This window comes from Vibrio sp. Vb2131, assembly GCF_033338535.1.
In the GTDB taxonomy this organism is placed as follows: domain Bacteria; phylum Pseudomonadota; class Gammaproteobacteria; order Enterobacterales; family Vibrionaceae; genus Vibrio; species Vibrio alginolyticus.
In genome coordinates this window covers 241,815-256,966 of record NZ_JAWOSW010000004.1, presented here as the reverse complement: position 1 = coordinate 256,966, position 15,152 = coordinate 241,815, and the positions used below count along the sequence as shown (strand labels likewise).

The window sequence follows — 15,152 nt, the reverse complement described above, 5'->3', positions numbered from 1 at the left end:
ACTCCGTATAAATGATGGGGGAATATATACCTTTCTGCTCAATGAAAAGTCATTATGTTAGAATTTCTCGGCCAAACTAACATTCGTTTTTTTATTGATGAAAGTCTAAGTGTCAAAAATTTGAACTTGGTTGGATAATTAAAATTGTTGAACAATACGTGATTGCTTTGATAAAAAAATGATTCATTATTCCGTGCATGATTTTCAATGGCAGTATTAAGATTTTTATTAATCTTACTGTTAATAAGAAAGTAGTTAATAATAAAATTAAAAATAATATCTAGCAGGTCTTTGGCGAGGTTTACATGAAGTTGGTTTTAACCATAACAAGTTTTCACAAATTTACTCCAGAGATTGAGAGTGAGTTCGTGTTTGAATCAAGTGATGAACATGCCAAGGTTACATTTGGTAGGTCTGAACAATGTGATTGGACACTACCAGATCCTGAAAGAGTGGTATCCGGAACCCACGGAGAACTGATTAAGTTTGGTGACAAATACTTGATAAAAGACCTCTCAACTAATGGTACTTTTGTAAATAATGCTGTAACTCCTGTGGGTCAAGGAAATGAAATAGCACTAAGCGATGACGATATGGTTAGCTTAGGGGATTATCAAATTTCAGTTTCTATTCAAACAGATACAGATGTAGTCAGTCTTGAGACAAGTAAAAGTCTTTCTAGCGCACCCCCTGAAGTAGTCTCAAGTCCATCGGAAGCAGAATTTGTTGACCTAGGCCTTAGTGCTAGTGAACTCTTAAACGAAAGTGTTCCTTCTGATTTTCAGCTAGATATTGGTTTAGTCGATGATTTTATTGATATCCCAAAGCCCGAAAAACAGAGCACCGTATCTGAAACTTTACCGAAAGTTAACCGACAATCAGAACACCTATCGACTCCCAACTTTGATACCAATGGGGGTGAACTTGCGGCTTTTGTTAGAGGGGTGGGTATAGATCCAATGATGATTCCCAGCGATAACCGAGAGGAATGGTTCGAACAACTGGGGGAGTCATTTTCTTTGATGCTAGTTGGTTTAATGGAAACACTGCATAACAGAGCAGTGTTTAAACAAACAAATCGACTTAGTCATACCGCATTTCGTAAGTCAGAAAATAACCCTTTAAAGTTTTCTGCAAACTTAGAAGATGCGATTCATAACTTATATAACCGTCAAACCGCTAGCTTCTTAAAGCCAAATGCAGCCATTAAAGAAGCATTTAATGACATCGAAAGTCATGAGCAAGCCTTAATGAAAGGTGTTGAAGGTACGGTTTCGAGTGTTATGTCACTTGTTGAACCTACTTCTATATACTCAGATGCTTTAGCGAAAGACACGGTTATTAATAAGGTTATTCCAGCTAGAAAATATGCTCAAAGTTGGAAGAGGTTTGAGGATATTCATGAAAAGCTATCCGATGATATTATCAATAAAGAGTCTCCGTTCTATTTAGAAGACTTCGCTAAGCACTATGAATTAGCATTAAAAAACAAAGGCTAGGAATTAGGGTGATGAAAAAGTTTTACCAATATATTTTGTTATTAATTTCAATAGCTTTATTTGGGTGCTCAGCAGCGAACCTAGTTGTTGATCCATACTCAGATTTAGAAATAGCAGCAAGTCATAACATTAATCCTGATTCAAACGGCAGGCCTTCTCCTGTAGTGGTGTATGTATTTGAATTAACGTCAAATACCATTTTCGAAAGCCAGGACTTTTTTTCTATTTATGAAGAAAGTGAAAAAGTCTTAGGACCTGATTTAGTGAATAAATATGAAGTTTCATTAACTCCAGGTCAGAAAGAAACATATCAAGCAAGTATGTCTCCAAAGACAGAATATTTAGGCATTGTCGTAGCGTTTCGAGATATTGAAAACTCAAATTGGCGACAAGTCATTAAAGTGGATAAGACCGGTTACAACACATATCAAGTATTGTTAGAAGATCTGTCTTTGGTCGTTAAATAACGTTTAGTTGGCTAATTATAAATGACGCAATACTCCAAGACGGCTTGGTGCGAAGGAATGTTTTTACGTCCCCAGCACTTCCAACAACAAGAACGCGCAACCTCTCAAGAATTCAAGGGCTTACATCAGTTAGGTGGGGCTTACAATTGGGGAGTTTGGAAATGTCGAGTAAAAAAACACGCGCTAAAAGATGGTCTTATTGAACTTGAGCATCTTGAAGCTGTTTTGCCAGATATGACGTTGGTTAATACGTTAATATCCAACGATTCAGTTTCGCCTCTACTTATTGATAAAAACACTGAAAATACGTTAGTAAAAATAACTCTCCCTCTTTCAAGTGTTACAGGTAAAAACGTTTCGGATGTAAGCGAATCGATCGTCTCTCGTTATGTACTTCAAGATATCGACGTGATAGATAACCTTACAGGACAAGATGAAGAAACCATCCAAGTTGCAGCCCTCAACCTTGAGTTGAAAGCGAGTAATGACAAATTAGCGGGTTATGTGGAGTTACCTATCTTAAGGATCAAAGAGGTAACTCCTGAAGGGGAAGTTATACTAGACGATGAGTACGTTCCTCCGCTTATCAACCTCCTTAGCGACAAAGTTATGTCAGCTTATCTACGTAACGTTATCGCGATGACAAAGATGCGTGCTGACGTTATTGCGCAGCGCTTGATTAAGGGCAAATCTGCATCGGCATCTGCTGTTGATTTCATCATGCTCCAAATGTTGAACCGATATGAGGCGAAGTTAAAGCATTTCAGTGAGTTAGATAGGTTACATCCACTGGAATTAGCGACGACACTTAAAGGTTACATTGGTGAGTTAGCCACTTTTTCTAATAAAACTAAAAGAGTCCCAAGTTTGCTTGCGTATGATCACTTAGATGTATCAAGTGTTTATAGCGAGTTGAATCAGATACTCAGTCAGTACCTCAGTGTTGTTCTTGACCAAACTGCGACCAAACTTCCGTTGGAGCCTCGCCAATACGGTATTCAAGTGACGCCGCTTCCAGATAAACGCTTGCTTGAGTCATGCCAATTTGTGCTAGCAATTAAAGCAGATACCACAACAGATGAAATAAGACGCCTGGTCCCAGCGCAACTCAAGTTTGGCCCGGCAGAACAGATTCGCGATCTAATTAATAATCAGATCAACGGTATAAACGTAGTGCCGTTGAGTGTCGTCCCGAGACAGATTCCTTACCAAACGGGCTATGTCTATTTCGAAGTTGTCAAGAAAGGGCCATTTTGGATGAGGCTAAAAGATAGTGGCGGTATTGCGCTTCACCTATCAGGGCATTTTCCTAATGCTGAACTTGAGCTTTGGAGTATTAATCAATAGGCGCGCTCTGTATGGAACAAACGATAGTAAAACCAACACCGGGTGGAAGAGCACCCGCATCGAAACCACAATCAGAAAAGTCTGTGGATAATACCGTAGTTATCTCAAAAAGCCCTGAATTGGTGAACAATGATTCAGTGGTCGCTTATGGGAGTAACTCTCTACTAGCAGAGGCGAATGGCCTGTTATCTATTATCGGTCAAATTCGGTCGACAGCGACTCATTCCGATCCGTTGTTTCTAAAAGAGACATTGGCACAAAAGCTTAGAGATTATGAGAACCGATTACGTCAGCATGACGTTGATTTGGATACCATTGATACAGCTCGTTATTGTTTATGCTGTTCACTAGATGAAGTTGTCCTTAACACCAATTGGGGTGGGCATTCATTCTGGAGTCACGATTCATTACTTAGCTCCTTCTATGCTAGCAGTCAAGGTGGGGAAGCGTTTTTTAAGCATCTTGATAAGTGCATGGCGAAACCAGATGCGAACTTAGATTTGCTTGAACTAATGTATGTGTGCTTATCTCTCGGGTTTCTGGGTCAATACCGTTTAGAAAAAAATGGACTGGAATCGCACCGGAAATTGAGAAGACAGGTTATTGCTACTCTTAAGTCTTATGGGAGAGGAGTCCCTCAGGAGCTAAGTAATAGTATCGACCAACACATTTTGAATGGCTCAAAGGCTTCTGATAGAGCCCCTCTTTGGGTTGTATGTTCTGTAACGGCGGCATTATTGGTCTGCATATATATGTATTTTAGCTATGAGCTAAATAAGGCATCCAATCGCACCTTTTCTCAATTAGTCAATTTGATTCAACCGCAACAACTTAACCAAGATGCAACGTCAGAATCAAAATCAGCGCCAATTGCAGAAAAGATTTCAATGTATCTAGCAACTGAGATCGGTAAGGGGCTAATCAATGTTGAGCCGCTGCAAGACAGGGTAAGAATTTCGTTAAAGTCTCAAGATCTATTTGAATCAGGTAGTGCTGATGTTGTCGCTTACATCCAACCCGTTATTTCTAAGCTTGCGAGAACATTGGAGTCGACCCAAGGCAAGATCATTGTTACTGGTCACACCGACGATAGGCCTATTTTCACGAGTAAATATCCCTCGAACTGGCACCTATCATTAGCTCGAGCCACTGCTATGTCTGAACAACTGATCTCGAATAGTGCATTAGAAGGGCGAGTGATACCCGAGGGATTGGGGGATGCAAGACCATTAGTTGAAAACAGTAGTGATGAAAACCGAGCTATTAACCGCCGGATTGAAATCGACCTTCTTGTCGCGAATTAATAATAGGTAGATAGAGATGCGTATTAAAGAAATTGGCAGAATATTTACTCAAAGATGGTTTCTCGGTCTTATCGGTGTCGCTGCTTGTTCTATTTTCATTTGGGTTGTTGGTCCACTTATTGCGATAGCGGGATATGAGCCCCTAAAGAGTGACTTTCAACGGCTAGTCACTATTCTAGTGTTGGTGTTGCTTTGGGCGATATTTAACGTTACCAAGCAGCATAAGCAAAAGGTGAAAGAAGACGAAAGTATTCAAACGTTGCTTGAGGTTGATAGCCTATCAGATAAAGAAGCGGCAAGTGAAATTGACTTAATGCGCGAGCGTATTGAGCAAGCTGTCAAAGTAGTGACGAAAACACACAAAGGCAAGAGAAGCTTGTATGACTTACCGTGGTATGTGTTGATTGGCCCTCCTGGAACGGGGAAAACAACCGTATTAAAGCAGTCGGGGTTAGAGTTTCCATTAGGAGACAGCCTTGGCTCTGACTCTATTGCCGGTGTAGGTGGCACTCGCCACTGTGATTGGTGGTTTGCAAATAAAGCAGTTCTTATAGATACGGCTGGCCGGTATACGACACAAGACAGTCAAGAAAAGGTCGACTCTAAAGCGTGGCATGGTTTCTTAGGATTGTTGAAAAAGTATAGAACGCAAAGACCAATTAATGGTGCGATTGTTACGATAAGTTTAGCCAGCGTGATGTCTCAGACTCGAACCGAGCGAAGTCTTCATGCTCGAGCAATTAAGTCGAGACTTCAAGAACTGAAAAACCAGTTAGGCATGCAGTTTCCGATTTACGTATTGCTCACCAAAATGGATTTAGTTGCCGGTTTCAATGAGTTTTTTGCCGATTTAAGTAAGGAAGAGCGAGAGGAATTATTTGGTTTCATGTTCCCTCGTGAAGTGGATGATGAAAGAGGCGTTATTTCTCTATTCAACAAAGAATTTCATGGCATGTTGGAGCGCCTTGATGCCCGTATGCTTAGAATACTTGAAACAGAGGACGATTTAGATAAACGCGCGCTTATCTTTGAATTTCCAAAGCAATTAAGAGTGCTACAAGCTAATCTTGACGAGTTTTTAGCTGAAATTTTTGCACAAAACAGTTTTGAAGAGCCTGCCTTGATTCGTGGTGTGTTTATGTTGAGTTCGGTTCAAGAAGGCTTACCAGTCGATAAGCTGATGAATGAATCAACCAATGGACTTGGGTTAAATCGTTTAGCTCTAGCAAAGAGTCAGACTGGTTCTCATAGTTATTTCGTAAAGAATCTTTTTGACAAGGTTATTTTCAAAGAGCAACTGTTAGGAACAGTTAATCGTCACTATCAAAAGCAGTCAGGTTGGATGCGTCGAGGTGTTTACATTGGATGTACAACGCTACTGCTAGGAGCTTCTGCGCTTTGGTTTATGAGTTATAAGTGGAACTCACAGTTAATTGTCGATACCAATGAACAAGCGAGCCATATTGATGCAATGATTGGCGCTCAAAGTTTAGATTTTGAAGCGGATATTGTTTCAGCTGTAGAAACATTAGATAGGTTGATGACGCTTCCTCTCGGAAAGCAAAGCGACTACGGTGATGCCGACTCTGTAAAGAGGTTTGGTCTCTATCAAGGAGACAAAGTGTCTCAGGCGGCAAACAATGCATATTCTGATGCTTTGACCCAATATTACGCCCCTCTGCTTCTTGATAGCTTGGTGTCAGAAATGGAGAGCAATCAACAGCATCGTGAGTATTTGTACGAAACGTTAAAAACGTATTTGATGTTATTCAATCCAGACAAATATCAACAAGATGAAGTGTTGGCTTGGTTTAACTTTTATTTCGAACGTCAATATCCGGGTGAGCTAAACGCAGACTTAAGAAGACGTTTGCTACAGCACACTCAATATTTATTAGGCAACGATGGACAAGGCTTTACTTACAACACTGCTGCCGTGACGAGTGCTCGAGAAGTGTTGACTCAAATGTCTCTACCTGAACGTGCTTATCAGCGAATGAAAATACAATTTTCTAAGAGTCATGTACCTTCATTTCGCTTGACTGATGTATTGGGACCTAAAGGGCTTGAGCAGTTCGAGCGAGCTAGTGGAAAACCGCTATCACAAGGCATTTCGGGTTTCTACACGTACAATGGTTTTCATAGCATTTTTCAGATTCAGATCAACCGTACAGTAAAAAGCCTAATGGAAGAGAACTGGGTTTATGGTGACGATCTTAAGGCTCATGAAATTGATCAAGATAGTGCCATCCAAGGCGTTCAGTCTCGATACTATCAAGATTATGTTAATGAATGGAAAACGTTGATCGAAGATATTCAATTGAAGCAGGCTCCGAGCCTAGAACTTGCGACAGAGCAAGCGAGGGTTTTATCTGGAGTTGAAAGACCAATCGAATCTTTGTTGAGAGCAATCCAAAAAGAGGTTGCTCTATCAAAAGTATCATTGTCAGAAAATCAAAAAGCCGCTTCTGAAGTTGCTGGTAAAGTTGCCAAAGTTAAGTTTTCAAATACGGCAGATAGACTAGACATGTATTTACCTGAAGAAAACGGTTTCAATGTTGCTCTGCCAGGTAAAGAAGTCGAATCGCATTTTTCAGAGATCTTACGCCTTGGTGAGCAAGACTTTGATGATATTCAACAAGCAATGGTTAACTTGCGTTCGTATTTAAGTGACTTATCAAGCTCTGGTAACAATCAGAAAATTGCCTACAAAAGTATTTTAGATGGAACCGTTACACAAGATGTCGCAGCTTCCTTTGCTCGTGCTAAAGAACTTTTGCCGAGACCATTTAATCAATGGCTAGGTGAGCTTTCTCAAGAGTCGGTTAAGTTTGCGGAGAGCGGTTCGAAGGATCATCTAAATCAACTTTGGGTAACACAAGTGGTCCGCCCTTATCAGCGGACTATTGCTGGCAGATATCCATTCGAGCCCAACGCGAGCAGAGAAGTTAGATTGAAAGACTTTAAGCGATTCTTTGGTTATGGAGGTACGCTTGACGCATTCTTCCAAGAATACCTCGAACCGTTTGTGGATACTTCGAAAAGTCGTTGGCGATTAGAAAAGGAAATTGGAGTTCGTCCAGAAACACTAATGGTCTTTCAAAGAGCGCAACGTATCAGGCAGTCTTTCTTTGAATCTGATAATTCATTACGCGTAGAGTTTGGGATGAAGCCTGTTTATCTAGACCAGCACATTACTCGATTTGTCTTAGAGTTGGGTGGACAAGATTTGGTTTATAAGCATGGACCAGCAAGAGCTAAATCGTTGAGTTGGCCTGCCGGTCAAGATCAGACTCGAATTGTGTTCACACCACCTGAATCTAAACGCGAAATTGCGCATACCTATGAAGGTGAGTGGGGCATATTCAAGCTTTTGGATCAATCACTTAAAGCAAGGCCAGAATCGCGTAAAGACAATATAGTTATGATTGATTTAAAGGGAAATAAGGTGCAGCTAGAGCTTATTCCTTCTAGTGCCATTAATCCGTTTTGGTCAAATGAAATGGAGAGGTTCAGATGTCCACGAACCTTATAACATCAGGCTGGGGCTATATCGGTAAAATGCCTGCAAAAGGGGACTTTGTGAAAGATGGTTTATCACAAGATTTCTCGGAGCGTTGGCATGATTGGCAACAGGCGGTTATTGCAGTCAGCAGGGAACAACTGGGTGAAAGCTGGAATGAGCACTTTTTAACGGCTCCTGTGTGGCACTTTGCTTTGGATATCAGCTATTTAGAAGACTCAACCTACATTGGTAGCATGATTCCTAGTGTTGATGCATGCGGTAGATACTTTTTCTTTACTATAGCTCGTGCCGTAAACGGTGAAGCTGCGCAATATTGGGGTGACAGAGCTTGGACCGAGGACAGTGCCGCTCTTGCTCTTTCAGTACTTGAGGACGACTTTGTCTTTGATGTTTGGCATAAGAGTACTCAAGAAAAAAATGACCTCGTTGCGAATGTAACAAGTGAAGTGAAGCCTCTAGAGTTTCTTTATCAAAGCCAAATATCTACAGTTTTTCATGATCACGGCAATACTGATCAAAACACGCTTTTGAATTACCTCATTAAAGAAAAATTGAGTAAACCATGTTTTTGGTGGACTGAAGGTTCAACGAAGGTTGAACCATGCATGTTCATTACTAGTGGATTTCCTTCAATTGGTCAGTTTTCAGCCATGCTTGATGGCGGCTGGAAAAAGTGGAATTGGTAGGATAGAAGAATGAATTGGAACTATTTTACCTTTGCTAAATCGCACGCAGGAAAAGTACGCCCTTATAACGAGGATGCTCTGTTGGATATGACAGAACAGCATATTTGGGTGGTTGCCGATGGAATGGGTGGACACAGTGCTGGCGATATAGCAAGCCAGATGCTAGTGGATAGAGTCGCGCGCCACATGCAGGATGTCTCCAATACTAATATCGATGATATCCGAAGAGTGGTTCAAGAAGCGAACTTAGAAATTTACCAATACGCACAAAATCACTTAGACGGTAAAACGATGGGAACAACACTTGTTTTGTTGTTTATTCAGGATGGGTATTACCACTGTCTTTGGGTGGGTGATAGCCGAATTTACCAGCTTAGAAGTGGTAATTTTGTCCAAAAAACACGTGATCATAGTCAAGTCATGGACTTAGTGGATCAGGGCTTATTGGCATTTGAAGATGCCGAATCGCACCCTCTTGCAAATGTTATTACCAGAGCTGTTGGGGTCGACGAAAGTGTCACTATTGATCAAGTTTCAGGGCAGTTGGCTGACGGCGATCAGTTTCTACTCTGTAGCGATGGACTCTCTAAGGAACTTACGAGTGATGAAATTCATCGGACATTGTATGCAGACTCAGTCAACCAAGCTGGATTAGCGCTCATGCATTCGGCTTTGGTTCGGGGCGCAAGTGATAACGTAACTTGTGCTTTGATCAAAGTTCGCCAAGCGCAAACGGAGTGCGAAACAGTAACTAGAGAAGACGCGACGATACCTGTCTTTCTAAGAGGGAGAGCTTATGAGTAATGAAATGTTTGATTGGTATGAACAAGCGTTGGCTCCTATATCTCAAGAAAATCCTACAGGTATTGATCCTAGAGAGGATGTATCACCACAGTCTGCTTACTATCGGTTGAAAGATCAGCGTATGGCCGCCCGCAACGCTGAACGTAATGCTCTTATAGAAGAAGAAAGTATCTATACCCACAGTAATTTATGGCGAGTATTTATTGAAGATGTCCCAGAAATACTCACGAATCAGTCTAAAGATTTGGAATTTGTTGCCTGGCTTATAGAAGCCCTAACTCGATTGTATGGTTTTCGTGGTATGGGCGTTGGCTACAAACTCGCAACCAGTTTAATTGAGAACTTTTGGGATGATCTGTACCCAATGCCTGATGAAGATGGTATTGAGACAAGAATATCGGCGATTATTGGCCTCAATGGTATCGATAGTGAAGGAACACTTATTTTTCCAATTGCTTGTATACCATTGACTGACTTAGGCGTGGAGCAAGCTTATGCCTATTGGGAATATCAGCAAGCTATAGAGCTTGAGCGCTTAGACGAAGATAAGCGCCGAAATCGAGTCGAGCTTGGGGCTGTTGAGCTATCTGAAATTATAACTACGGTTAAGTCGACTTCTGATACGTTTTATCAAGAATTAATCACGGATTTGGAGTTCGCTACAGAATCATTTAATGAATTCAGTCAGCGATTAGACGAAGCGGTCGGTGATGTGACTCCTAGCTCTTATATATCAAAAAGACTCGAATCAATACACTCGGCATTAAAGCACCTTCTAGGAGATCGTTTCAATCAACCACAAGCCGTGTTTGAAGAGCTAGAGGATCTTGATGAATCTTCTTCTGAACAACCGTTAAGTTCACAAAGTTGTGATGCATTATTAGCGACAAACATGAAATCACGAGAGCAGGCAATTAGACAATTGCAGCAAGTAGCTGATTTCTTCCGAGAGAGTGAACCTCACTCACCAGTTTCTTACTCCATCGAACAGATTATTCGTTGGTGTGGGATGCCTCTGCCGGAGTTACTGGCGGAACTTATCTCCGACGGGGATGCAAAGAAAAGCTACTTCCGTTTGGTTGGCATAGCAGAACAAAATGAAAATTAATAAAGGGAGAATGGTATGACGAGTATCCACTCGAAACTATCACGAGTACGGAAGCCTCGTGTCCACATTACCTATGATGTTGAAACTGAAGGTACGACTCTTAAGAAAGAACTGCCTTTTGTTGTAGGTGTAATGGGTGACTTCGCTGGTCAAAACACAGAAGCGTTGAAGCCATTAAAAGACCGCCGTTTTATTCAGATCGATCGAGATAACTTTGACGATGTACTCAAAAAAATGAATCCATCGGTGAAGTTTAAAGTTGCGAATAAGCTTGCGAATGACGATTCACAGTTTGAGGTCGATTTAAACTTTAAATCAATGCAAGACTTTGAGCCTGCTGCGATCGTAAATCAAGTTGATCCACTACGCCAATTGATGGAAACGCGTAATAAACTGCGTGATTTGATGACAAAAGTTGACCGCTCAGAAGAGCTTGAAAATATCCTAGAGGATGTTTTGAACAATACAGACAATCTGGCAAGACTTGCAGGCGAGTTAGATCTTGGCAAGAAAGCGAAGTCAGACAGTACTGAAGGAGCGGAATAATGACGACTGAAGCTGAAAAACAGTTAGATCCAACTGTTAATGAACAGACAACTTCATTCTTAGATCAAGCTATTGGTGCGACTAAGCAGACCGAAGCTTCTCGTGCTGAGGAGCTGATTAAAACGCTCGCTGAAGAAGCAATGAAAGGGACAGTTACTTGGAACAAAAACCTAACAGTAACTTTTCGTGAAGCGATTAATTTGCTCGATAGGCAGATTTCTGATCAGTTGTCTGAAGTAATGCATCACCCAGAATTACAGAAACTCGAAGGTTCTTGGCGCGGCTTAAATTATCTAGTGATGAATTCAGAGACTAGCTCTACTCTGAAAGTTCGCATGATGAGCATGACCAAGAAAGAGCTACATAAAGACTTGAGCAAAGCTGTTGAGTTTGATCAAAGCCAGATCTTTAAAAAGGTTTACGAGTCTGAGTTTGGTAGTGCTGGTGGTGAACCGTATGGTGCATTGATTGGAGACTATGAGTTTACCAACCACCCAGAAGATATTGAGTCGTTACGCCTAATGTCAAATGTAGCGGCTTCTGGCTTCTCTCCATTCTTGTCCGCAGCTTCACCAGCACTATTCGGCTTTGATGAGTGGACTGAGTTGTCAAAACCACGCGACCTAGATAAGGTATTTGAATCACTAGAATACGCCCAATGGCGTTCGTTCCGCGAGAGTGCCGATTCGCGCTTCGTTAGTCTGACGATGCCAAAAGTCCTTGCTCGTTTGCCATACGGACAAGCTACCGCTCCAGTCGAAGAGTTTGGGTTTGAAGAGTTCGAAGTAGATCCTGTTTCAGGTATTGCTGTTAACGCTGAACATAACGACTACTGTTGGATGAACTCTTCGTATGTTCTTGGTGTTAAGTTAACCGACGCATTTTCAAAATATGGATTTTGTACTGCCATCCGTGGTGCAGAAGGCGGCGGTCGAGTGGATAACTTGCCAACGCATTTCTTCATGAGTGATGATGGCGACCCTGATATGAAGTGCCCAACAGAGATTGGTATTACCGACAGACGTGAGGCGGAGCTTGGTAAGCTTGGTTTCTTACCGCTTTGTCACTACAAAAACACCAACTATGCAGTGTTCTTTGGTGCGCAAACCTGTCAAAAACCAGCGAACCATGAATCCCCTGAAGCAACGGCCAATGCGGCCATTTCTGCCCGCCTACCTTATATGATGGCAACATCTCGTTTTGCGCATTATTTGAAAGTAATGGCTCGAGATAAAATTGGTAGCTTTATGGAAGCAGAAGACGTTGAGTCTTGGCTGAACCGCTGGATCCTAGGTTACGTCAATGCTTCTGAAGGCGGTGGTCAAGAGATCAGAGCGAAATACCCTCTAGCAGACGCTCGTGTTCAGGTTAAGGAAATTCCTGGCGCACCTGGTTCTTACAATGCCGTAGCATGGCTGAAACCTTGGTTGCAAATGGAAGAACTGACGACATCTTTGCGACTTGTGGCCAAGATCCCTCAGTCAGGTGGATAAGAAACGAATTGGCTGGTCGAAAGGCCAGCCATGACCAATCTTTATGTTCTAGATGGAATTAGCAGTGTCACTTAACTTTCGCGACCCTAGCAAGCTAAAACATGAGTTCAGTACCGGAGGCTACGCTGAACTTGATAGCCCGTGGTTGACTCGATTCAATGAATCTTCTGATCTTGTATCGTCAGCGCGAATTTGGCTAGAAGGTACACGTTCAAGAGATTTGGACAGCTTTCGTCATAGTGTGATGAACACAATTAACCGCATTGATGAGCTATTAGAATCTCAACTAAATGAAATATTACATCATCCTGAGTTTCAACAGCTCGAAAGGGGGTGGGTTGGAGTTAGGTATTTATGTGAACAGGTTGATTCTCGTTCATCGGATTCTGTAAAAGTTAAGGTTTTAACGGCGACATGGAATGAAATCAGTAAAGATGCTTTAAAAGCCATCGAGTTTGACCAATCAGCACTATTTAAGTTGCTCTATCAAAATGAATATGGGATGGCAGGGGGAGAACCCTTTGGTGTGGTGGTTGGAGATTATCAGCTTCGCTGTGATCCTAGTAAAAATTATTTTGATAGAGATCTGTCTGTGTTGAGTAAGATCTCTCAGTCTGCAGCTGCAGCATTCAGCCCATTTATCATGTCTGCATCGCCAGAGATGTTTGGTGTTGATAGTTTCGCTCAACTCTCTGCGATAAGAGATATAGCGGCCCAATTTGAACAGGAAGATTATGCAAAGTGGCGTAGTTTGAGAGACAACGATGACGCTAAATTTATTGGTTTGACTGCACCTAACGTCTTGTTCCGTCAGCCATACAAAAGTGATGGCTCGCGGAATGATAAATTCAATTTTCAAGAACACATCTACGACTCCAACCGAGATTTGCTATGGGGGAGTAGTGCGTACTGTTTTGCTGCCGTATCAATTAGAGCATTTCAGGAACATGGTTGGTTCACGCATATGCGAGGGATTAAACAAGGCGATTACAGTCAGGGTATTATCGTCGCTCCTACAAGGAGCAAGATGCGTGTTAATGGCAAGAATGATCGTGAAAGATGTCCGTTAAACTTGAAAATCTCTGAGAGAAAAGAACAAGAATTGTCTGAGTGCGGTTTTATTTCTATTTCTCCAATACCTGAGACCGATATGGTAGGGATGACCTCGAATGTATCTCTCTACAAGCCCAAACAATACGCAGAAAAGCATATTTCAACGAATGCAAAACTGACATCGATGTTGCAATACACATTGTGTGTATCGCGAGTCGCACATTATCTCAAGGTTATGGGGCGTGACAAAATTGGTGGGTATCAAGACGCGGAAAGCCTAGAGCGTGACTTTCAACGCTGGTTACATCAGTACACTACCGCATCAGATGAAGCGTCTGATGAGCTTCGAGCTAAATACCCCCTAAATGAAGCGAAAATTACAGTTCGAGAGAAAAGAGAAACTCCTGGACATTATTACTCAGTTATCCATTTGCGACCGCATTTTCAACTCGATCAAATGGTATCTAGCATTAAATTAATTACCGAATTATCACCAGAGCACATGGTGTAAGGAAATAACAATGACTCAATGGAAAAATGCTTTGTCCCAAGGCCTATTGCAACACGCTCTAGAGCAATTAATTGATGAAATTAAAGCAACACCTAAAGATGCGAGCTTGAGAAGTTCCTTCATTGAGCTTCTGTGCATTGATGGTGACTTCGAGCGTGCGGACGCTCAGCTCATGCAATCGATTAAATTGTTTCCTGAGTATCTGCCTGGTGCAAGTCAGCTACGACATTTAGTGAAAGCAGCTCAAGCTAGAAAGGATTTTATCAATGGTGCGGCTAGTGCCAAAGTATTAGGTGATGAGGGATTAACTAAAGAGCTTGTTCGATTTAATCTTGCTCTCGGAAATCAAGAGTACGAAGAAGCGTCACGTCTATCGCATCGCATTGAAGAGCATCGTACTATTAAAGGGTTTAACGTAAACGGCACAAACTACGAAGATGCTAGAGATATTGATGATCGTTTAGGTGGTTACATTGAACTGTTTTCTACAGCAGGTAACTATTTTCTTGTACCCATATCGAGCATCCATACGCTAGAAGTTAAAGCACCTACTTCTTTGTTAGAGAGTATTTGGCGACCTGTCGAGTTTGATATCGATGGACTTGGTGAAGGCGAAGGCCATATGCCTTTGACGTATGTCGACTCAGAGACCGATGCGCAAAAGTTAGGTCGAGAAACGGATTGGAAGCAGATTGGTGAGCAAGAATCTTTTGTTGGCTTGGGTCAAAAATGTTGGTTAGTCGGTGACTCAGCGCTTCCAATCTGTGATTTGACTACATTATTAGAACAGAAACAAATAGCGTAGAAA

12 protein-coding genes are annotated in these 15,152 nt (G+C 41.7%); all 12 read left to right on the top strand.

What is annotated here, in order from left to right; genetic code table 11:
* Positions 1–305 precede the first annotated feature (305 nt).
* From tagH to R7E38_RS06945, 12 genes are read left to right on the top strand one after another with little or no spacing between them, the layout of a single operon-like run.
* Positions 306–1,499 (top strand): type VI secretion system-associated FHA domain protein TagH, encoded by a 1,194-nt coding sequence (tagH, locus tag R7E38_RS07000; protein WP_054578971.1) that lies wholly within the window; start codon positions 306–308, stop codon positions 1,497–1,499.
* Positions 1,500–1,510: 11 nt separating this feature from the next.
* Positions 1,511–1,966, top strand: a complete 456-nt coding sequence (gene tssJ / locus R7E38_RS06995; RefSeq protein ID WP_005375933.1) for a type VI secretion system lipoprotein TssJ — start codon at positions 1,511–1,513, stop codon at positions 1,964–1,966.
* A gap of 21 nt (positions 1,967–1,987) precedes the next feature.
* A complete protein-coding gene (gene tssK / locus R7E38_RS06990) occupies positions 1,988–3,313 on the top strand; it encodes a type VI secretion system baseplate subunit TssK (protein ID WP_080276943.1) in 1,326 nt (441 codons plus the stop codon).
* Between the two features lie 11 nt (positions 3,314–3,324).
* Positions 3,325–4,617, top strand: coding sequence for a type VI secretion system protein TssL, long form (gene tssL / locus R7E38_RS06985; RefSeq protein ID WP_167416000.1), 1,293 nt, complete (start codon positions 3,325–3,327; stop codon positions 4,615–4,617).
* Positions 4,618–4,633: 16 nt separating this feature from the next.
* Positions 4,634–8,152: a type VI secretion system membrane subunit TssM gene (gene tssM / locus R7E38_RS06980; protein WP_047100988.1), complete on the top strand. Its 3,519-nt coding sequence runs from the start codon at positions 4,634–4,636 to the stop codon at positions 8,150–8,152.
* Complete coding sequence (tagF, locus tag R7E38_RS06975) at positions 8,134–8,829, top strand: type VI secretion system-associated protein TagF (protein WP_042521003.1); 696 nt, start codon at positions 8,134–8,136, stop codon at positions 8,827–8,829. The genes tssM and tagF overlap by 19 nt, the downstream gene beginning before the upstream one ends.
* A 9-nt stretch (positions 8,830–8,838) precedes the next feature.
* Positions 8,839–9,633, top strand: a complete 795-nt coding sequence (locus tag R7E38_RS06970) for a PP2C family protein-serine/threonine phosphatase (RefSeq protein WP_005375947.1) — start codon at positions 8,839–8,841, stop codon at positions 9,631–9,633.
* Positions 9,626–10,741, top strand: coding sequence for a type VI secretion system protein TssA (tssA, locus tag R7E38_RS06965; RefSeq protein ID WP_053307735.1), 1,116 nt, complete (start codon positions 9,626–9,628; stop codon positions 10,739–10,741). Before R7E38_RS06970 ends, tssA begins: the two co-directional genes overlap by 8 nt.
* 15 nt (positions 10,742–10,756) lie before the next feature.
* Positions 10,757–11,287 carry a type VI secretion system contractile sheath small subunit gene (tssB, locus tag R7E38_RS06960; RefSeq protein WP_005375949.1) on the top strand — a complete coding sequence of 177 codons (531 nt, stop codon included), beginning with the start codon at positions 10,757–10,759 and terminating at the stop codon, positions 11,285–11,287.
* Entirely contained in the window at positions 11,287–12,780 is a 1,494-nt protein-coding gene (gene tssC, locus R7E38_RS06955) for a type VI secretion system contractile sheath large subunit (RefSeq protein WP_005375950.1), read from the top strand. Before tssB ends, tssC (R7E38_RS06955) begins: the two co-directional genes overlap by 1 nt.
* A 52-nt stretch (positions 12,781–12,832) precedes the next feature.
* Entirely contained in the window at positions 12,833–14,344 is a 1,512-nt protein-coding gene (gene tssC, locus R7E38_RS06950) for a type VI secretion system contractile sheath large subunit (protein ID WP_025767712.1), read from the top strand.
* A gap of 10 nt (positions 14,345–14,354) precedes the next feature.
* The gene (locus R7E38_RS06945) at positions 14,355–15,149 is read left to right on the top strand and encodes a type VI secretion system accessory protein TagJ (RefSeq protein ID WP_226083039.1); all 795 of its coding nucleotides are present in this window, start codon (positions 14,355–14,357) and stop codon (positions 15,147–15,149) included.
* Positions 15,150–15,152 lie beyond the last annotated feature (3 nt).